The 18,809-nt window shown below is 60.4% G+C and carries 18 protein-coding genes and 3 tRNA genes; 16 read left to right on the forward strand and 5 right to left on the reverse strand.

Annotated elements, in window-relative coordinates; all coding sequences use genetic code 11:
• Position 1: 1 nt before the first annotated feature.
• Complete coding sequence (locus tag HCZ23_RS01565) at positions 2-862, reverse strand: DMT family transporter (RefSeq protein WP_167600289.1); 861 nt, start codon at positions 860-862, stop codon at positions 2-4.
• 226 nt (positions 863-1,088) lie between these two features.
• On the opposite strand from HCZ23_RS01565, the gene HCZ23_RS01570 reads away from it, so the two are divergent.
• The 7 genes from HCZ23_RS01570 to HCZ23_RS01600 all read left to right on the forward strand — a co-directional run bounded on the left by HCZ23_RS01570 (position 1,089) and on the right by HCZ23_RS01600 (position 4,126).
• On the forward strand, positions 1,089-1,331 hold the full coding sequence (locus HCZ23_RS01570) for a YdcH family protein (protein WP_167599939.1): 243 nt from the start codon (positions 1,089-1,091) through the stop codon (positions 1,329-1,331).
• Between the two features lie 195 nt (positions 1,332-1,526).
• The gene (locus tag HCZ23_RS01575; RefSeq protein WP_368487266.1) at positions 1,527-2,222 is read left to right on the forward strand and encodes a thermonuclease family protein; all 696 of its coding nucleotides are present in this window, start codon (positions 1,527-1,529) and stop codon (positions 2,220-2,222) included.
• A 66-nt stretch (positions 2,223-2,288) separates the two neighbouring features.
• Positions 2,289-2,364: transfer RNA gene (locus tag HCZ23_RS01580), tRNA-Val, on the forward strand.
• Positions 2,365-2,425: 61 nt separating this feature from the next.
• On the forward strand, positions 2,426-2,743 hold the full coding sequence (locus HCZ23_RS01585; RefSeq protein WP_167599941.1) for a hypothetical protein: 318 nt from the start codon (positions 2,426-2,428) through the stop codon (positions 2,741-2,743).
• Positions 2,744-2,922: 179 nt separating this feature from the next.
• Positions 2,923-2,999 (forward strand) — tRNA-Asp (locus tag HCZ23_RS01590).
• A 62-nt stretch (positions 3,000-3,061) separates the two neighbouring features.
• Positions 3,062-3,138: transfer RNA gene (locus HCZ23_RS01595), tRNA-Asp, on the forward strand.
• Positions 3,139-3,277: 139 nt separating this feature from the next.
• Positions 3,278-4,126 carry a DMT family transporter gene (locus HCZ23_RS01600; protein ID WP_167599942.1) on the forward strand — a complete coding sequence of 283 codons (849 nt, stop codon included), beginning with the start codon at positions 3,278-3,280 and terminating at the stop codon, positions 4,124-4,126.
• A gap of 2 nt (positions 4,127-4,128) precedes the next feature.
• On the opposite strand, the gene HCZ23_RS01605 is transcribed toward HCZ23_RS01600, so the two are convergent.
• Positions 4,129-5,526 carry a short-chain fatty acyl-CoA regulator family protein gene (locus HCZ23_RS01605; protein WP_167599943.1) on the reverse strand — a complete coding sequence of 466 codons (1,398 nt, stop codon included), beginning with the start codon at positions 5,524-5,526 and terminating at the stop codon, positions 4,129-4,131.
• Positions 5,527-5,652: 126 nt separating this feature from the next.
• Positions 5,653-6,870 (reverse strand): multidrug effflux MFS transporter, encoded by a 1,218-nt coding sequence (locus HCZ23_RS01610; RefSeq protein ID WP_167599944.1) that lies wholly within the window; start codon positions 6,868-6,870, stop codon positions 5,653-5,655.
• A 262-nt stretch (positions 6,871-7,132) separates the two neighbouring features.
• Here HCZ23_RS01610 and HCZ23_RS01615 point away from each other — a divergent pair, with 262 nt between their 5' ends.
• From HCZ23_RS01615 to HCZ23_RS01650, 8 genes are all read left to right on the forward strand, one after another.
• A complete protein-coding gene (locus tag HCZ23_RS01615) occupies positions 7,133-8,665 on the forward strand; it encodes an acyl-CoA carboxylase subunit beta (RefSeq protein WP_167599945.1) in 1,533 nt (510 codons plus the stop codon).
• A gap of 10 nt (positions 8,666-8,675) precedes the next feature.
• Entirely contained in the window at positions 8,676-9,062 is a 387-nt protein-coding gene (locus HCZ23_RS01620; RefSeq protein WP_167599946.1) for a hypothetical protein, read from the forward strand.
• Positions 9,059-9,472: a DUF6497 family protein gene (locus tag HCZ23_RS01625; protein ID WP_254869850.1), complete on the forward strand. Its 414-nt coding sequence runs from the start codon at positions 9,059-9,061 to the stop codon at positions 9,470-9,472. The genes HCZ23_RS01620 and HCZ23_RS01625 overlap by 4 nt, the downstream gene beginning before the upstream one ends.
• A 1-nt stretch (position 9,473) precedes the next feature.
• Positions 9,474-10,229 (forward strand): RidA family protein, encoded by a 756-nt coding sequence (locus HCZ23_RS18020; RefSeq protein ID WP_254869851.1) that lies wholly within the window; start codon positions 9,474-9,476, stop codon positions 10,227-10,229.
• Between the two features lie 14 nt (positions 10,230-10,243).
• Entirely contained in the window at positions 10,244-10,663 is a 420-nt protein-coding gene (locus HCZ23_RS01635; RefSeq protein ID WP_167600292.1) for a hypothetical protein, read from the forward strand.
• Between the two features lie 352 nt (positions 10,664-11,015).
• On the forward strand, positions 11,016-11,216 hold the full coding sequence (locus HCZ23_RS01640) for a glycine zipper 2TM domain-containing protein (protein ID WP_167599947.1): 201 nt from the start codon (positions 11,016-11,018) through the stop codon (positions 11,214-11,216).
• A 161-nt stretch (positions 11,217-11,377) separates the two neighbouring features.
• Positions 11,378-13,375, forward strand: a complete 1,998-nt coding sequence (locus HCZ23_RS01645) for an acetyl/propionyl/methylcrotonyl-CoA carboxylase subunit alpha (RefSeq protein ID WP_167599948.1) — start codon at positions 11,378-11,380, stop codon at positions 13,373-13,375.
• A 121-nt stretch (positions 13,376-13,496) separates the two neighbouring features.
• The gene (locus HCZ23_RS01650; protein WP_167599949.1) at positions 13,497-14,744 is read left to right on the forward strand and encodes a hypothetical protein; all 1,248 of its coding nucleotides are present in this window, start codon (positions 13,497-13,499) and stop codon (positions 14,742-14,744) included.
• Positions 14,745-14,748: 4 nt separating this feature from the next.
• Here the strand turns inward: HCZ23_RS01650 and HCZ23_RS01655 are convergent, their stop codons facing one another.
• Complete coding sequence (locus HCZ23_RS01655; protein WP_167599950.1) at positions 14,749-15,222, reverse strand: DUF4174 domain-containing protein; 474 nt, start codon at positions 15,220-15,222, stop codon at positions 14,749-14,751.
• A 105-nt stretch (positions 15,223-15,327) separates the two neighbouring features.
• Here HCZ23_RS01655 and scpA point away from each other — a divergent pair, with 105 nt between their 5' ends.
• Positions 15,328-17,451, forward strand: coding sequence for a methylmalonyl-CoA mutase (scpA, locus tag HCZ23_RS01660; protein ID WP_167599951.1), 2,124 nt, complete (start codon positions 15,328-15,330; stop codon positions 17,449-17,451).
• A 90-nt stretch (positions 17,452-17,541) separates the two neighbouring features.
• Here the strand turns inward: scpA and nhaA are convergent, their stop codons facing one another.
• On the reverse strand, positions 17,542-18,774 hold the full coding sequence (gene nhaA / locus HCZ23_RS01665; protein WP_167599952.1) for a Na+/H+ antiporter NhaA: 1,233 nt from the start codon (positions 18,772-18,774) through the stop codon (positions 17,542-17,544).
• Positions 18,775-18,809: the final 35 nt, after the last annotated feature.

Consider the following 18,809-nt stretch of genomic DNA (forward strand, 5'->3'; position numbering starts at 1 on the left):
TTCAGGCGCGAGCCTTTTTGCGGGCCTCGCGCCAAGTGATGAAGGACACCGCGCCGATGATCATTGCACCGCCCAAAAGCACATAGGGATCAACACTTTCGTCAAACAGAAGATAGCCAAAGCTCACCGACCAGATCAGTTGGATGAACACCACGGGTTGCAGCACCGATTGCGGCGCACAGGCAAAGGCGCGGGTCATGGCGTAATGACCCATCGTGGCGAACGCGGCGGTGAGGAAGAGCAAAATCAGCTCATGCAGCGTCGGCGTCTCCCAATGTAAAAGCGCGAAGGGCGCGATCACGATGGGCACCGTCACCGACATCAGAAAGACGACGACGGAGGCGGGGAGCTCTTTGACCAGCCGATTGGCGATCAGGTAGGAGCCGGCAAAGGCCATGGCCGAAAGCATCATCGACAGATGGCCGGGGTCAATCTCGCGAAAGCCGGGGCGCAGGATCACAAGGCCGCCGAGAAAGGCCACGACGAGCGCGGAAATCCGGGGCAGGGCGATCTTTTCGCCGAACATCACCACCGCGCCGATGGTGATATAGATCGGGTTCATGAAGTTGAGCGAGGTGACTTCGCCCATCGGGATGCGCGTCATGGCGTAAAACCAGCAGCTCATCGCCAGCGCATGAAACAGCGCCCGGCCAAAGGTCAGTTTCCAAACACGTGGCGTGAAACGCACCTGACGCACGGCGCCGAGGGCGGGGATGAGGAAAACCAGCCCCAGAAGAAAGCGCAAAAACGCGCTTTCGAGCACCGGAAGCCCATTGCCGACATATTTCACAAGAACATTCACCATGACGAAGCAAAGCGTCATGAAAAGCATCCAGAGAATGCCTTTCATCGTGTTGGGCATCTTCGAGGATGTATCGGAAGTGGCCTGTGTCATGGGCGGAGACTGGCGGCTACGGCAGCGAATGGCAATCCATGCTATGCGCACGCCGCGGCCCGCAAATCCGCACGTCGGTCCTCAGGCGGCGCTTTTGTCGAGAAAGCCGCTTTTCTTGATCCGCGTCAAAGCGCTGCGGCGGTCTGACCGTCCAGACTGGCCTCAACGAAGGACACGAAAGAGGAGACGCGCAATGTCCAACACCCCGCACCAACTGGCCGCCGATTTCCCGGACCTCGCTGACAAGATCAGCGAATTGAAGGCCGCTGATCCGCATTTCGCGCATATGATGCAGGAATATGACGCGCTGAACGATCAGGTGCATCTGGCCGAGACCGATGTGCAGCCGATGGAGGATCTGGCGCTGACCGAATTGCGCAAGAAACGCATGCATCTCAAGGATGAGATTTACAAGGCGCTGACCGCCATGGCCTGAGGCCGGATCAGGTCGCTTGAGACCGTTTGATATGCTTGAGGGCGCGTTAACCGAAAGGGGACGCGCCCTCTTGCGTTATGAGAACAAATCATGCACAAGTCGTGTGTGAGGTTGGGTAAACTACCATATGTTGCGGCTTTTTGGGCCGCGCTGGGTCTCGGGGTGACCCTTTTTCCTTTCGAGACGGCCGAGGCCGTGAGCGAAAGGGAGGCGCACGAAGTGCAGGCTGTCGAGACTGCAAAACTTGCCTCAAACGCTCACGAAAACATCTCTCTCAAAGGCGCCATTCTGTCCGGACGTGACGGGGCGTTGCGTGTCGTGGACGGCGACACCTTGGCGATCGGCGCGGTCAAAATCCGTCTCCACGGCATCGACGCGCCCGAGATGTCGCAAAGCTGTAGCGATATGCGCGGCGAGGCCTGGGCCTGTGGCACCTGGTCGAAAGCGGTGCTGGAGCGGCTGGCCGTTGGTACCATTGCTTGCGTGGAAAAGGACCGTGATCGCTATGGTCGCTCGGTGGCCGTGTGTTACGGCGCAGAGGGCGATCTGAATGCCGAAATGGTCCGCGCGGGTGCCGCCTATGCCTATGCCAAATACAGTCGCGATTACGTTGCGGACGAAGGGGCGGCACGCGCTGGCGGGCATGGCCTCTGGCGCGCCGGAAGTCAGCCGCCCTCCGCGTATCGCGCCGAAACGCGCACCGCACGCGCGCCGCAAACACCGCCGTCGGACTGCGCGATCAAGGGCAATATTTCCGGCTCCGGCAAGCTCTACCACATGCCCGGCGGGCGCTGGTATGAGGGCACGCGGATCAACGCGGCCTCCGGCGAACGCTGGTTCTGTTCCGAGGACGAGGCCCGCGCCGCCGGTTGGCGCAAGGCAAAAGGGTAAGAGACGGGATATTGCATCTCCCCCTCTTGCCAGCTCGTTTGTTTTCCCCTAAATGAGCCGGACCCCGGGTCGTTAGCTCAGTTGGTAGAGCGCTTCGTTTACACCGAAGATGTCGGGAGTTCGAGCCTCTCACGACCCACCATTTCCCTTATCCTGCGAAATCTGCGGCATGCGCTTGCAATGCAAGGTGTGCGCCTGTCTTAATGACCGTGAATGGCCTGTGGTCTCTCAGTCTGCGGAAGGTGGATGTGCGGATCGTCGAAGAAATACGGATCAGGAACCAGGCCAGCAAGGGCGGCGTGGTGAGGGCCGCACTGATTTGTGCAGGCATCGAGATCTTTCTTCTCTATTTGGCGGTCTACGAGCCCCAGTGGTGGAGGGAGGATCGCCGTTATCTTCCTTATCTTGCACATGTCTTGGCTGGCCTCATGCCATTTGTCTGTGTTTGGGGCGTCTGGACCGCTCCAACAACGCGGGAAGCGTTCGAAAAAAGGCTTGAGAAAAGACGGCGCAGAAAGTGAAAACACGCTTCTGGCAAGAGTGGGCTTGCCGGGCGGGGGTGGACTTTAGGGGCGCAGTTTTGCCGGTTCAAAGTTTTTTCTCGCCCCCGACACTTTTTCGCGATTCCCCGCTTGACGAGGGCGCGCCCCGGCCATAGAACGCCCCTCACGTTCAGGACACGGTCCTGATCGGGCAGCGGGCGGTTGTAGCTCAGTTGGTTAGAGTGCCGGCCTGTCACGCCGGAGGTCGCGGGTTCGAGCCCCGTCAACCGCGCCATCGCTGCCGATCTATAGCCCCTCGGGGCACGCCTGAAAGGGCACTGTCTGAAAAGGCATCGCGCGGTTGTAGCTCAGCTGGTTAGAGTGCCGGCCTGTCACGCCGGAGGTCGCGGGTTCGAGCCCCGTCAACCGCGCCACTTTTCCACAAAATATCAGTCTTGCGCGTCAAAGATCACCGTCAAAGATCACCATTGCCTCACCGGAATGTTGTCTTTGCCGTCTTGTGCCTTTGCCCCAAAGCGACACTATGGTCTGAACGGACATGCGGGGGAGATCATGGGGACATCATATCACAGCAGTCAGCGACTGCGCCTGCTCGGCCTTTTGACGCTGACCCTCATGGCCTTCGCGGCCAATTCGCTTTTGACCCGCGCGGCGCTCACCGATCCGGCCAATGGCGCACTGTCTTTTGCAGGTGTGCGGCTCGCCTCCGGGGCTCTGGTGCTTTTGCTGATCGGCGCGCTGCGGGGGAACGCGCTCTTGCCAAAGCGTCAAGACATCCCTGCCATCGCAGCGCTCTTTGTCTACGCCGCCGCCTTTTCGCTCTCTTACCGCGCCATGTCCGCCGCCAGCGGCGCGCTGATCCTTTTCGCCGTGGTGCAGGTCACCATGCTGGCCGTCGCCCGTGCGCGCGGGCTGCGGATCGGGGCCTTGGGCGGGGCGGGGGTCATCCTGGCCATGGCGGGCTTGGTCTGGCTGCTGCTCCCCGGTCTGCAAGCGCCGCCCTTGGAGGCCGCTTTGCTCATGGCGCTTTCCGGTGTGGCCTGGGGCGTCTACAGTCTGCTGGGCCAAGGTGCCGGAGAGCCCACCGGGCGCACCATCCGCAACTTCATCGGTACCCTGCCGCTCGTGCTCCTCATCTTCCTCCTCAGCCCACCACAGCTCACCGGCTTCGGCTGGCTCATGGCCCTGCTGTCGGGCGGCGGCGCCTCCGCGCTCGGCTACATGCTCTGGTACCGCGTCCTGCCGAGGATCAGCGCCCCTCTGGCCGCCAGCGCACAGCTCTCCGTGCCGCTGATCACCGCCTTGGGCGGGGTGCTCTTCCTCGGTGAGGCGCTGGGGCTACGGTTCGTCCTGGCCTCCGTGCTGATCCTCGGGGGCATTTACCTGACCAGTAAACGCTGAACCTAGTCGATCCGATAGGGCAGCGTGCCGCGGTCGTTCGGGTCGATGCTCAACCGCCGCTCCAAAGGCGGGATCGAGCGTTGGTGACAATCCCGGCGCTCGCAAATCCGACAGGAAATCCCGATGGGCTCAAAGGCCGCCGGTTTCGACACGTCGAGATCGTCGGCATAGACCAGCTCGGAGGCATGGGTGACCTCGCAGCCCAGCCCGATCGCGTATCGCCGCACCGGCGCATGAAAGGCGCCGCCGGGCTTCGAGACATCGCGTGCAATCGACAGATAGCGCACCCCGTCCGGCGTTTCCGCCAGTTGGCGCAGGAAATGTCCCGGCCGTTCAAAGGCTTGGTGCACATTCCATAGCGGGCAGGCACCGCCATAGCGGGCAAATTGCAGCCGTGTGGCGGAATGGCGTTTGGTGATCGTCCCGGCCTGATCGACGCGGACGAAATAAAACGGAATCCCCTTGGCGCCGGGGCGTTGCAGGGTCGATAGCCGGTGTGCAACCTGCTCGACAGAGGCGCCGAACCTTTCGGCCAACATCTCAAGGTCATGCCGGGTCTCCTGTGCCGCTTCCAAAAACGCGCCATAGGGCAAAAGCGCAGCCCCCGCGAAATAATTCGCAAGGCCGATACGGGCGATCTGGCGAGCTTCTTCGCTTTGGAACCGTGCCAAATCAAGCGTCGCGTCGAGCAATTTGCCCTGTGTGACCAAGGCCAGTTGGTGCAGAATCTGGAACCGCCGCGTCGCGGTGGAGGCGCGCGAGGAAATCGTCAGTTCGCCCGCGCGCTCATCATAACGGCGCAGCTCCTTCGTGCCGCTGCGCAGTGTGATGCCCTTTTGCTCCAGCGTCTCGATCGCGGCGCGCACCACATCGCGGGCCTCGCCATGCGGGCGGGCAAAGTTTTCGGCGGCGCGGTCGACGGCGTCGAGGTAGTTGTCGCAGTAGTGAAAGAAGTCGCGGACCTCTTCCCAGGGGCTCGCGCGCGCCGGGCTGTCTTCGCGATCCAGCGCCTCGTCCATCGAGGCGAGGCGCTCAGTGGTCTGGCGATAGGCGCGGTGCAACTCAAGAAAGGCGCGGGCGAGCGCAGGCGCGTTGGAGGCTGCGAGCCGCAGATCGGCCAAGGGCGGCGCGCCATCGGCAAAGACCGGATCGGCCAGCGCCTCGCGCATATCCGTGACCATGCGTTCGGCGTCGCCAGAGGACAGCTCGGTGACGTCAAAACCGAACTCCTGCGCCAAGGCGAGCACCACGCCGGTGGAGACCGGGCGGTTGTTGTTCTCCATCTGGTTGAGATAGGGCAGGGAGACGCCAAGTTTTTCGGCAAAGGCACGTTGCGTGAGGCCGAGCCGCGTGCGGGTCTCGCGCAATTTTGCGCCGGCATAGAGTTTTTGCTGGGCCATTTTTCCTCACTTTTGCCCCTCAAGAGGGGGCGTGACGCCTTTTGCAAAACAAGATTTGCCACTGCAAACCCCGTCTGGCAAGAGGAGAAACGTCACATCCTGGCCGTGTGTCCTGTGAGGCTGGGGTCAGCTTTCCACAAAGATGCGTTCGCGGTGAATGACCCAAAGGGCCGCCAGAATGGAAGAGAAAGACGCGCAGAGCATGATGATCAAAAGCGGTGTCGCGCCGCCGTCTTCGGTCAAAACCGTGCCCGCAAAAGCCGACAGGATGGCGCCGCCGCCGATGAACATCGCGCCGCCGAGACCCGCTGCAGTGCCCGCCAAGTGAGGTCGCACGGAGAGCGATCCGGCGATGGAATTCGGCAATTGCATGCCATTGCCAAGACCCAAAAGCGTGATGAGCGCAAAGAAGCTCTCGGGTGTGGCGCGGTCGATCAGGAACAGCATGAGCGAGGCAAAGACACCCAACGAACAAATGCCCGCGCCGATCAGGATCATCGTGTTCATGCCGAAGCGGGCGGAGAATTTGCCCGCCAGAAAATTGCCGAAGAAATATCCCACGGCAGGCGCAGCCATATAGAGGCCAAGGCGGTCTTCGGTCAGGTGGAAAATATTGGAGCCCAGAAAGGGTGCGCCGCCCAGAAAGGCGAAATAGGCGCCGGAGGCGGTGGCGGCGGAGATGGCGTAGCCGAGAAAGCGTTGCGAGCGCATCAACTCGGGGAAACCGCGCAGCGTGTCGCGGACCGATCCGCCGGTTTTTGGGGCCGTTTCGCCCGAGTCGAAGATGACAATCACCAATAAAACAAGGCCAACGGCAAACAAAAGCCAGAAGCTGCTTTGCCAGCCGAAGAGCTTGGTCAGATAGCCGCCCACGGTTGGCGCCACCATCGGCACAAGCGACATGCCCATGGTGACATAGGCGATCATCTGTGCGGCCTCTTCGCCCGGCACGATGTCGCGCACGATGGCGCGGGACAAGACCATGCCGGTGACGATCCCGGCCTGAACGGCGCGCATCAGGAGAAAGATCTGCGCCGAAGGGGCGTAGATTGCGCCCAGCGTGGCCAAGAGGAAAATCACGATGCCGCCGATCAAAACCGGGCGCCGCCCGAAGCGGTCGGAAAGCGGCCCGACCACAAGTTGCAAGGCTGCGTTCACCGCAAGGAAAATCGCGATGGACAGCTGCATCACGCTATACTCTGTGCCGAAATATTCGGTCATTTCCGGCAGAGCGGGCAGGAAGACGTTCATGCTCATGGCGGAGGTGCCAGCCATGAGAACGAGCGTGAAGATATGCGGCGGGGTGCGCCTGTCGAGAAAACGTGAGATCGGTTTTTGAGCCATTGCCTCACCATAGGTGGGTCTTGTTTTCTGTCTACGGAGATTCTGGCGCAGCGCGGCTTGGTTTTTGCACAGCTTGTGCGGGGCGTTGCGCGTATATTGCAGTCATGCTGTGAAAGTGTTGAGGCTTCGAGAGGGGTGAAAATTTGCATTTTTGCGATTTTCAGCTGATATGCTTTGCATCTTTTGCAAATCTGCCAGACTCCGCTATGAAATATTATTGCTTCCGCCTATGGTGCGAGGGAAATGACGAGGAGGCCTATCCGTGAAAGACATCATCAAAGAACTTCACGATCGCCGCGATGACGCCCGCCTGGGAGGGGGGCAGCGTCGCATCGACAGCCAGCATGCCAAGGGCAAGCTGACCGCGCGCGAACGTATCGAGTTGCTTCTCGACGAAGACAGCTTCGAAGAGTTCGACATGTTCAAAACCCACCGCTGCACCGATTTCGGCATGGAAGCCAGCAAGCCTTACGGCGACGGTGTGATCACCGGCTGGGGCACGATCAATGGGCGGATGGTCTATGTCTTTTCGCAGGATTTTACGGTGTTCGGCGGGTCTTTGTCGGAAACCCACGCCGAGAAAATCGTCAAGATCATGGATATGGCAGTGCAGAACGGCGCGCCTGTCATCGGTCTGAACGACTCGGGTGGTGCCCGGATTCAGGAAGGCGTCGCTTCGCTTGCGGGCTATGCCGAAGTGTTCCAGCGCAACATCATGGCCTCCGGCGTCGTGCCGCAGATCTCCGTCATCATGGGGCCCTGTGCCGGTGGGGCTGTCTATTCGCCCGCGATGACCGACTTCATCTTCATGGTGAAAGACACCTCTTATATGTTCGTGACCGGCCCCGACGTGGTGAAAACCGTGACGAACGAGGTGGTGACCGCCGAGGAATTGGGCGGGGCCTCGACGCACACCAAGAAATCCTCCGTCGCCGACGGTGCGTTTGAAAACGACGTCGAAGCACTGACCGAAGTGCGTCGCCTCGTCGATTTCCTGCCGCTCAACAACCGTGAAAAAGCGCCGGTCCGCCCGTTCTTTGACGAACCAAACCGGATCGAAGCCTCGCTCGACACGATCATCCCGGACAACGCGAACACGCCCTATGACATGAAAGAAGTGATCCACAAGATCGCGGACGAGGGCGATTTCTACGAGATTCAGGAAGACCACGCCAAGAACATCATCACCGGGTTCATCCGCCTCGAAGGCCAGACGGTCGGCGTGGTGGCGAACCAGCCGATGGTGCTCGCGGGCTGTCTCGACATCGACAGCTCGAAGAAAGCCGCCCGTTTCGTGCGCTTCTGCGACGCGTTCGAAATTCCGGTGCTGACGTTGGTCGATGTGCCGGGCTTCTTGCCGGGGACCTCTCAAGAATATGGCGGCGTGATCAAACATGGCGCGAAGCTTCTGTTCGCTTACGGCGAAGCGACCGTGCCGAAAGTGACCGTGATCACCCGTAAGGCCTACGGCGGCGCCTATGACGTGATGGCGTCGAAACACCTGCGCGGTGATTTCAACTACGCCTGGCCGACCGCCGAGATTGCAGTGATGGGTGCCAAAGGGGCGACCGAAATCATCCATCGTGCCGATCTTGGCGATGCCGACAAAATCGCGGCCCACACGCAAAACTACGAAGACCGGTTTGCGAACCCCTTCGTGGCGGCGGAACGCGGGTTCATCGACGAGGTGATCCAACCGCGTTCGACCCGCAAACGTGTGGCCCGGGCCTTCGCGAGCTTGCGCAATAAAAAGCTCGAGAACCCGTGGAAGAAGCACGACAACATTCCGCTCTGAGGCGGATGTTGTGAGCCGAACTCGTTGGCATATGTCCGAGGTGGACGGCGCGCTCATCGTGGCGCGCCGCATCCCCGCCCGTTTCGATGTCGCGGCCACGACCGTGATCGCGGGCGGGGCGGGTTTGCGCAAATCCCGCGTGGCGCATCAGGTGCGTCAGGACATGTGGCGGGCGCTGCAATCCCTGCGCGGGCTGGCACCCGTGGTGCGGGTGGCGGTGCAGGGTGCGGATCTGGAGATCACCGCAGGCGGCATGATCGCGGGGCGGTTCCCGAAACACGACAGCGAAGCCCGCATTCAGGCGGTGCTCGATGATCCCGATAATCGCGCCCGTTGGGCTCGGTTCGCCCAAAGAGGCACTGTGAGAGACACGAAGACAGAGGAGGCCATGACATGATTGCAAGACGCATCGCATCTGCGGCTTTGGCCTCTGTCGTGGGCTTTGCCGCCTTGGCGGAATTGACGCCCGTCGAGGCGCAGGACTTGACCGTGCCTTCCGGCCAGCCGGTGGAATTTTTCGAAACCGTGATGGATCAGCCCGCCATGGGGCTCACTGCGCGGTTTCGGTTTCTCGCACCTGAGCTGCCGCGCTATTTGAAAGACCTGTCTTATGAGGAGCTTGAGGCCGATCTTTCGGCGCTTTGCGTCGGCTACGCCTTGCCGCGCCTCGGCACACCGGAACCTGCGATGATCGTGATTTCGCTTTCCGAAGCCCCGACCGAATTCGGATCGCCTGATCCAGATGTGGCGCAGGTCTTTGAGGCCTATCGTCCGGTGGATGGCGTCTGTGAATGGGAGGCGTTTTGAGATGACCATGAAATGGGTTGATGAAATCTATGACGCTCTTGATGCTCTTGGTGGCGCTGCGCGATATAGTGATCTCTATGAATATATTGAGAGAACGACTGATCGTGATTTAACGCCGCATTGGAAAAGCCCTGTTCGTAGAACCATCCAGCAGCATTCTAGCGACTCAGAAGTCTTCTGCTATGAAGATCTTTTTGAGCATCTTGGTCGCGGCTTTTGGGGAATACGTGGTAAATTGATCCCTCTGGAGCGTATCGAAGAACTGTCTAAGAAAAGCTCTGAAGAGATTGTCTCTGATGTGTTGGTTAAAGAACATTTGCGTAAGCGTCCGGTTAGAAAAAATATTCCACGCGGCCCGAAGTTCCACATGTTCTCCAACGGCCCGCGTCCCGTCGCGCCGTTTTCGCATGCGGTCGAGGACGATGGCTGGGTCATTCTGACCGGCCAGATGCCGACCGATCCAAACGCCCCCGACGCGCCTCTCCCGGATGGGATCGAGGCGCAGACGCGCCGCGTGATGGACAATCTTTTACTTATTTTGAATGAACTGGGCCTTGGTGCCGAGCATATTATGCAGTGCCGCTGTTTCCTGACTGAGTTCGAACGCGACTACGCCCTGTTCAACGAGACCTACAAAAGCTACTTCCCTCTCGATCGGCTTCCGGCGCGCACCACAGTGGGCGTGACCGCGTTGGCCGTGGGCGCATTGGTCGAGATCGACCTGATTGCGCGCAGACCTGATGAGGGAGACAGCTGATGGCACGCGACTACATGCTCAAACACAAGGGGTTTCCGGGGCGTTTGCCCGGCTCCGATTATCAATTCGTCATTCGACGCGCGAACCCGAAAGGCGTGACGCCTCTGAAGGCGTTGGAGCGCTACAAGGACCGCAAACCGGCCGACAAACGCGCCGATGCCGGTTTCATGAAGGCGCTCTGGGAGCATTTCGGTGAGGAGGCGTTTGAACGTGGCAATCTCGATGCCGGGCGTCTGTCCTGGCTTTTCGGGCGCGAAGTGGTGCCTGCGGACCCGGAGGATTTCGATCCGGCGTCCTATGAGGCGCTTTTGCAAATCGACCTGCGCCGCGCCATGGCCTCTTTCCCCGAAATCTTCGCCGAGGACGAGGTCGAAGAGATGCCCGACTGGGACGAGATGTGGAACGGCGATAATGACGAGGACATGAGGGACTGATGCGCGGGTTTTCGCTTGGCATACCGGCATTTGCGCGAACTGCTGCCCATATCGGCGGGCAGGGCGGGCATGGCCTTGTGAGCGAGCGGATTACATCCCATCCTTTTCCCATGGCAATGACGACCAGCAACGTCGGAGCCTGTTCTGAAAACCGTTACCCTTCCCCTCTGGCGAGGTCCGTGCTCCCCCCGCGCGGCCCTCGCCACTCTTTCTTTTCAGGATGCGTGGGTCGCAAGGATAAAGCGGCTGGGCGTGGTTTCGCCCATGCCCTGTGTACGCGCGAAAATCTCTTTTCGATGGGGTTGACCTGGGCTAGCATTGGCGCAGTCATAACCACATCAAGAGCAGAAAAATGCGCAAATCCATTCTTATCCTTTCCCTCGTTTCCGTCTCCGCCCTTGCGGGCTGTTTGCAGACAGACGGCGAACGTGCTCTCGCCGGTGCCGCTGCGGGTGCCGTCGTCGCCGATGCGACCGACAACAACGCGCTCACCGGCGCGGCTCTCGGTGCGCTCGCAGGCACCTACTGCGACGACGCAGGCATCTGTAACTGATCATAACCGTCTGAACGGCCGTCTGACGCGGCCTTTGGACCGGAGTGTTGAGAGCTTCTCGGGCGTGACCGTCCGGGGAGCTTTTTCGTGTTTGAAACTGACGATCCGACAGCGGGCAGCCGCCCGGTCGGGACTGATTTAAGAAAGGGAGAGGGCAGGACATGTTCGACAAGATCCTGATTGCGAACCGCGGCGAGATCGCTTGCCGGGTGATGAAAACCGCCAAGAAGATGGGGATCAAGACGGTCGCCATTTATTCGGATGCGGACAAACACGCGCTGCATGTGCAGATGGCGGACGAAGCGGTCCACATCGGCCCGCCGCCGGCGAACCAGTCCTATATCGTCATCGACAAGGTGATGGACGCGATCAAGCAAACCGGCGCGCAGGCCGTGCATCCAGGCTATGGGTTCCTCTCCGAGAACTCGAAATTCGCCGAGGCGCTGGCTGCCGAGGGCGTCGCCTTTGTCGGCCCGCCGACAGGCGCGATCGAAGCCATGGGCGACAAAATCACCTCGAAAAAACTCGCCCAAGAGGCGGGTGTCTCGACGGTTCCGGGCTACATGGGCCTCATCGAGGATGCCGACGAGGCGGTGAAAATCTCCAACGAAATCGGCTACCCGGTGATGATCAAAGCCTCCGCTGGTGGCGGTGGTAAAGGCATGCGGATCGCCTGGAACGACGAAGAGGCCCGCGAAGGGTTCCAGTCGTCCAAAAACGAAGCCGCAAGCTCCTTCGGCGACGACCGGATTTTCATCGAGAAATTCGTGACCCAACCGCGCCACATCGAGATTCAGGTGCTCTGCGATGCGCATGGCAACGGCATTTACCTCAATGAGCGGGAATGTTCGATCCAGCGCCGCAACCAGAAAGTCATCGAAGAGGCGCCGTCGCCTTTCCTTGACGAAGCCACCCGCAAAGCCATGGGCGAACAGGCCGTGGCTCTGGCGAAGGCGGTGGATTACACCTCCGCAGGCACGGTCGAGTTCATCGTCGATGGCGACCGCAATTTCTACTTCCTCGAGATGAACACCCGCCTTCAGGTGGAACACCCGGTGACCGAGCTGATCACGGGCGTGGACCTTGTGGAGCAGATGATCCGCGTCGCCAATGGCGAACCGCTTTCGATCACCCAGGACGATGTGAAAATCAACGGCTGGGCGATGGAAAGCCGCCTCTACGCCGAAGATCCCTATCGCAACTTCCTGCCCTCCATCGGACGTCTGACCAAATACCGTCCGCCGGAAGAAATTGTCACGAAAACCAATGTCGTGCGCAATGACACGGGTGTCTATGAGGGCGGTGAAATCTCGATGTATTACGACCCGATGATCGCCAAACTCTGCACCTGGGGCCCGGATCGTGCGACGGCCATCGAGAACATGCGCAACGCTTTGGACGCGTTCGAGGTCGAGGGCATCGGTCACAACCTGCCATTCCTCTCCGCCGTCTACGATCATCCGAAATTCGTCTCGGGCGACATGACCACGGCCTTCATTGCCGAGGAATATCCCGAAGGTTTCGAGGGCGCGGAGCTGCCCTATGAGGATCTCGAGCGCATCGCCGCCGCCGCCGCCGCCATGTACCGTGTTGCGGAAATCCGTCGCACGCGCATTTCGGGTCGGATGGACAACCACGAGCGTACCGTTGGCACCGATTGGGTGGTTCAGATCGGCGATCACGATTTCCCGCTGACCATCGAGGCCGACAAAAACGGCTCCACCGTGTTGATCAACGACAAGAAACATCGTTGCGAAAGCACCTGGGTGCCGGGCGACACTTTGGCGCTGATCGACATGGAACACGGCACTTTGACGCTGAAGGTCGGTAAAATCCCCGGCGGGTTCCGCATCCGCAACCGGGGCGCCGATCTCAAGGTCTACGTCCGCAGCCCGCGGGCCGCTGAACTGTCGAAATTCATGATCGAGAAACTGCCGCCCGACACGTCGAAAATGCTGCTCTGCCCGATGCCGGGTCTGATCGTGAAGGTCAATGTCGAGGTCGGCGACGAAGTTCAGGAAGGTCAGGCGCTCTGCACCGTCGAAGCGATGAAGATGGAAAACATCCTGCGCGCCGAGCGCAAAGGTGTGGTCTCCAAAATCAACGCAGGCCCCGGTGACAGCCTGGCTGTCGATGAAGTGATCATGGAGTTCGAATAACCCATGACGGCCGGGCGGGCATATGTGAGGGGAGAGGGCGCGGAGTCTGGACAAATGTTCTCATTTTGTTCTAATCTGACTGCGTCTTTCCAGTCCCGTCTGCCCCTTTGTCTGCCCGGTCATGTCCCTGCTTTCGCACCTGCGCGTTTCGACGCTTTTCTTCGATATGAACAGCTACTACGCCTCCGTGGCGCAGGCCGAGGAGCCTGCGCTGATGGGGCGGCCCGTCGGCGTTCTGACGACGGATGCGCCGAACGCGGCCTGTATCGCGGCGAGTGTCGAGGCAAAACGGCGCGGCGTGCGGATGGGCACGCGACAGGACGAGGCCCGGAGGCTCTGTCCGGGGATCGTCTTTCGCCCTGTGAAACACGACGTCTGCGTCGATTATCACCATGCGATTTTACAGGCGGTCGAGACGGTTATTCCCGTGCATCGGGTCTGGTCGATCGACGAATGTTCCTGTCTCTTGACCGGCTCAGAACAGGAACTGCCGCGCGCGCTTCAGATCGGGCAGGCGTTGCAAAAGGCGGTGTTGGCGGTCAACCCGGCGCTGCGCTGTTCGGTGGGGCTGGCGCCCACGCGGCTTTTGGCGAAAATTGCCGCCGAGCTGGAAAAACCCATGGGGCTCAATTGGTTGGTGCCCGAAGTTTTGCCGGATCGGATTGCGCATCTGGCGCTGGACGACCTGCCGGGCGTGTCCTGGCGGATGAAAGCGCGGCTGGAGGCGGCGGGCATTTCCGACGTGACGACGCTCTATGGCATCGCGCCCAAACGGGCCCGCGCGCTTTGGGGCAATGTCACGGGCGAGCGGTTCATTCGCGAGCTCAGAGGCGAGACGGTGGTCTGGCCGGAGACCAAACGCGGCATGATCGGCCATGGCCAAGTTTTGACGGGGCCGAATGCCACGCCCGAGGGCGCGCGTCTGGTCACAAGGCGTCTGTTGGTCAAAGCCGCGGCACGTCTGCGCCGCGAGGGCTATTTCGCCCGCAGCCTGTCGATCAGCGTCAAAAACGGCGAGAAAATCGAGGGCAGGCGTCGGCACTCTCGCGACAGCACGCTGCGCGCGACGCAGGACACGTTTTTCCTTTTGGAGGTCTTGGCCGGGCTCTGGGCCGATCTGCCCCCGACGCCGCGCCCGAAGGCCGTCTCCGTGACATTGGGCGGGCTGATCAAGGAGGCGCGCGTGATGGACGATCTCTTTGCGCCGACAGAGGACCGCGCGCCGCTCTGTCTGGCCATCGACCGGCTCAACCAGCGCTTCGGTCAGGACACGGTGCGCTACGGCCTCTTGCCGCCGCATCACGTCGCCTATACGGGGGCCAAAATCGCCTTTGGCCGCATCCCCCTGCGCGAGGATTTCGCGGAGTAGGGCCTCACCGTCCGCTTTCCAACTCCTGCTGTCTGAGCGGGGTTTTGTCGATGGCGCGGGTGATTTCGCGCACGTCCCAGGGCGCGGGTTTGCGGAGCATGACGCGCCCGTCCTTGTCGACGACAACGAGCGCAAAACCACGCGGGCGCAGCGCCGTGCGGATCGGCGAGCGGGCCGCCGGGTCGGTGTCGGTCAAAACCACCACGTCGCGCTCCAAAAGCGCATCGGGGCGGTTTTCCAGCAACGCGATCTGGTCGCTGTATGAGGGGTCCAAGGGGCTGTCGGCGAAGACAACCAGCACGCGTGCGGTCCATTTGAACTCGGAAAGCTCGGTGTCGCCCGCCTGCTGGATCAAGGGCGGCAGCTCTTCGGCGGCGATTTCCGGTTCGGGTGGGGTGTCCTGTGCAAAACCTGCAGTCGGCGCCAAGGGTGACGTGAAAAAAAGCGCAATAAGTGCTGTGACATAGAGATGTTTCATCGGTCCTCCCGCGGGTCTCCTTTATATAGGACGGCGAGAGGGCCAAACCAAGGTTGAACGTGGCACGTCAAGGTGTTGCGCAAAGAATATGGAGAGGAGCCGGATATGACGGACAGGAAAAAGTGGGAAGAACTTGCCACGAAGGAACTCAGGGGCAAGCCGCTTGAGAGCCTTGAGTGGGACACGCTTGAGGGCATCAAGGTCAAGCCGCTCTATGCCGAGGACGATCTCGCGGGCATGGATCATCTCGGCAACACGCCGGGGATGGAGCCCTTTACGCGCGGTGTGAAGGCGACGATGTATGCGGGCCGTCCCTGGACCATCCGCCAATACGCGGGCTTCTCGACCGCTGAGGAATCGAACGCCTTTTACCGCAAGGCGCTGGCCGCCGGTCAGCAAGGTGTCTCGGTCGCTTTCGATCTGGCCACGCACCGCGGCTACGATTCCGATCACCCGCGCGTGGTGGGCGATGTCGGTAAGGCCGGTGTTGCGATTGACAGCGTCGAGGACATGAAAATCCTGTTCGACGGCATTCCGTTGGACAAGGTTTCCGTGTCGATGACGATGAACGGGGCGGTGATCCCGATCCTCGCCAACTTCATCGTGACCGGCGAAGAACAGGGTCATGATCGCGCGTTGCTCGCAGGGACCATTCAGAACGACATTCTGAAAGAGTTCATGGTGCGCAACACCTATATCTACCCGCCGGAACCCTCGATGAAGATCATCGCGGACATCATCGAGTTCACCGCCAACGAGATGCCGAAGTTCAACTCGATCTCGATCTCCGGCTACCACATGCAGGAAGCGGGCGCGAACCTCGTGCAGGAGCTGGCCTTCACGCTGGCTGACGGGCGCGAATATGTGCGCACCGCGATCAACGCCGGGATGGATGTCGATAAATTCGCGGGGCGTCTGTCGTTCTTCTTCGCCATTGGTATGAACTTCTTTATGGAGGCCGCGAAACTGCGCGCTGCGCGCTACCTCTGGACCCGCGTCATGGAAGAGTTCGAGCCGAAGCTCGAAAAGTCCAAGATGCTGCGGACCCACTGCCAGACCTCGGGCGTGTCGCTGCAAGAACAGGACCCCTACAACAACGTGATCCGCACCGCCTATGAGGCGATGTCGGCGGCCTTGGGCGGCACGCAGTCCTTGCACACCAACGCGCTAGACGAAGCGATTGCACTTCCAACTGAATTCTCCGCGCGAATTGCGCGAAATACTCAGTTGATTTTGCAGGAAGAAACCGGGATCACCAATGTGGTCGATCCGCTCGCGGGCTCCTACTACGTCGAAAGCCTCACCAAGGAACTGGCCGACAAGGCCTGGGCCCTGATGGAGGAAATCGAAGAGATGGGCGGCATGACCAAGGCCGTCAATTCCGGCATGCCGAAGCTGCGGATCGAAGAGACCGCCGCGAAACGTCAGGCCCAGATCGACCGGGGCGAGGAAGTCATCGTTGGCGTCAACAAGTACCGCAAGGACAAGGAAGACCCGATCGATATTCTCGATGTGGACAACGTCGCCGTGCGCAACAGCCAGATCGCCCGCCTCGACAAAATCAAAGCCACCCGCGATGCCGCCAAGGTCGAAGAGACGCTTGGCGCGCTCGAAGCGGCGGCGAAAACCGGCGAGGGCAACCTCCTGTCGCTGGCGGTCGAGGCCGCCCGCGCACGTGCAACCGTTGGGGAGATTTCGATGGCCATGGAAAAAGCATTCGGACGCCACCGCGCCGAGGTGAAAACGCTGGCGGGGGTCTACGGCGCCGCCTACGAGGGCGACGAAGGCTTTGCCCAGATCCAGAAAGATGTCGAAACATTCGCCGAGAAAGCCGGCCGTCGCCCGCGGATGCTCGTTGTCAAAATGGGTCAGGACGGTCACGACCGGGGTGCGAAAGTCATCGCCACCGCCTTTGCCGACATCGGCTTTGACGTTGACGTAGGCCCGCTGTTCCAGACGCCGGAAGAGGCCGCGCAAGACGCCATCGACAACGACGTGCATATCGTCGGCATCTCGTCGCAGGCGGCAGGTCACAAGACGCTGGCACCGAAGCTGATCGAAGCTCTGAAAGAGCAGGGCGCCGAGGACATCATCGTGATCTGTGGCGGCGTGATCCCGCAGCAGGACTACGAATTCCTCTACAACGCGGGCGTCAAAGCGATCTTCGGGCCGGGCACCAACATCCCGGCAGCGGCGCGTCAGATCCTTGATCTGATCTCGACAGACTGATCTGAGTATTTGAACTGCAATGAAAAAGGGCCTGGGGATCGCTCCTCCGGCCCTTTTGTTTGCGGCACTTTGTTTGTGATGCCCTTCTGATCAGCTCTGTTTGACAGGCTCGGCGTCAGGAAGGATCTTGGCCTCTTTTTCGTCTGCGGTTTTGACCGGCATCTTTTCGGCAGAGGGCGCAAATTTCAGCACCACGAAGCCGATGATCGCGGAGATCACGGAGCCGGACAGAACGCCAATGCGCACTTCGTTCATATGGAAAGCGTCATCAAAGGACAGCCCGCCGATGAAGAGCGACATGGTAAAGCCGATGCCCGCAAGCGCTGCGACACCGTAGATATGGAGCCAGGTTGCGCCAAAGGGTTTCTTCGCAACGCCCATCTTGACCAAAAGCCAGGTCATGCCGAAAACGCCCACCTGTTTGCCGAGGATGAGGCCCAAGGCAATGCCAAGCGGCAGCGGCGAGAAGACGTCAGCCATGGTGATCCCGGAGAGCACAACGCCGGCGTTGGCAAAGGCAAAGACCGGCACGATCAGGAAAAACACATAGGGCGACAGCGCATGCTCAAGCGCATGCAGCGGCGACTTGCCCCAGCGGTCTTTGATCGGGATGAAGAAGGCGGTGATCACGCCCGCGAGCGTCGCATGCACACCGGATTTGAGCACGAGAACCCAAAGGATTGTGCCCAACAAGATGATGGGCGCGATGCGGTGAATGCCCGAACGGTTGAGGTAAAACATGATCGCCAGCGGGATGATCGACAGGAAAAGATAATCCAGATGCAGATCGGCGGTGTAGAAAAACGCGATGATCAAGATCGCGCCCAAGTCATCAAGGATCGCGAGCGTCAAAAGGAAAACTTTGAGCGACGAGGGCACGCGGTCGCCCACAAGCGCCAGAATGCCCAAGGCAAAGGCGATGTCGGTCGCGGCCGGAATGGCCCAGCCGGAATGCGTTTCAGGCGAGGAGATATTGAGCGCGAAATAGACCAGAGCAGGGACAAGCATGCCGCCGACGGCCGCCATGCCCGGCAGAACCACGTCGCGCGGGTTCTTGAGCTTGCCTTCCATCAGCTCGTATTTGAGCTCTAGCCCCACGAGGAGGAAGAACACGGCCATCAATCCATCATTGATCCACAAGATCAAAGGCTTGGAGAGGCCGTTTTCGCCGAGCTGAACGGTGAAATACGACGACAGGGCGCCATCGTAATAGGGATAAAGCGAGGAATTGGCCACGAACATGGCAGCGACGGCGGCCACCATGAGCACGATACCGCCTGAAATCTCACTGTCGAAGAACTGTTCCAATTTGCGCAGGAGCATTGTCTTTTTCTGGTCTTTCCTGAAAGTTGATTTAA

It is taken from the genome of Celeribacter sp. HF31, assembly GCF_011806455.1.
Taxonomy (GTDB): Bacteria; Pseudomonadota; Alphaproteobacteria; order Rhodobacterales; family Rhodobacteraceae; genus Celeribacter.

Bases quoted from the DNA above. Each gene is read 5' to 3' on its own strand.
- HCZ23_RS01565 (WP_167600289.1), bottom strand. From the start codon at position 862: ATGCCCAACACGATGAAAGGCATTCTCTGGATGCTTTTCATGACGCTT.
- HCZ23_RS01570 (WP_167599939.1), top strand. From the start codon at position 1,089: ATGTCCAACACCCCGCACCAACTGGCCGCCGATTTCCCGGACCTCGCT.
- HCZ23_RS01585 (WP_167599941.1), top strand. From the start codon at position 2,426: ATGACCGTGAATGGCCTGTGGTCTCTCAGTCTGCGGAAGGTGGATGTG.
- HCZ23_RS01600 (WP_167599942.1), top strand. From the start codon at position 3,278: ATGGGGACATCATATCACAGCAGTCAGCGACTGCGCCTGCTCGGCCTT.
- HCZ23_RS01605 (WP_167599943.1), bottom strand. From the start codon at position 5,526: ATGGCCCAGCAAAAACTCTATGCCGGCGCAAAATTGCGCGAGACCCGC.
- HCZ23_RS01610 (WP_167599944.1), bottom strand. From the start codon at position 6,870: ATGGCTCAAAAACCGATCTCACGTTTTCTCGACAGGCGCACCCCGCCG.
- HCZ23_RS01625 (WP_254869850.1), top strand. From the start codon at position 9,059: ATGATTGCAAGACGCATCGCATCTGCGGCTTTGGCCTCTGTCGTGGGC.
- HCZ23_RS18020 (WP_254869851.1), top strand. From the start codon at position 9,474: ATGACCATGAAATGGGTTGATGAAATCTATGACGCTCTTGATGCTCTT.
- HCZ23_RS01635 (WP_167600292.1), top strand. From the start codon at position 10,244: ATGCTCAAACACAAGGGGTTTCCGGGGCGTTTGCCCGGCTCCGATTAT.
- HCZ23_RS01640 (WP_167599947.1), top strand. From the start codon at position 11,016: ATGCGCAAATCCATTCTTATCCTTTCCCTCGTTTCCGTCTCCGCCCTT.
- HCZ23_RS01645 (WP_167599948.1), top strand. From the start codon at position 11,378: ATGTTCGACAAGATCCTGATTGCGAACCGCGGCGAGATCGCTTGCCGG.
- HCZ23_RS01650 (WP_167599949.1), top strand. From the start codon at position 13,497: ATGTCCCTGCTTTCGCACCTGCGCGTTTCGACGCTTTTCTTCGATATG.
- HCZ23_RS01655 (WP_167599950.1), bottom strand. From the start codon at position 15,222: ATGAAACATCTCTATGTCACAGCACTTATTGCGCTTTTTTTCACGTCA.
- scpA (WP_167599951.1), top strand. From the start codon at position 15,328: ATGACGGACAGGAAAAAGTGGGAAGAACTTGCCACGAAGGAACTCAGG.
- nhaA (WP_167599952.1), bottom strand. From the start codon at position 18,774: ATGCTCCTGCGCAAATTGGAACAGTTCTTCGACAGTGAGATTTCAGGC.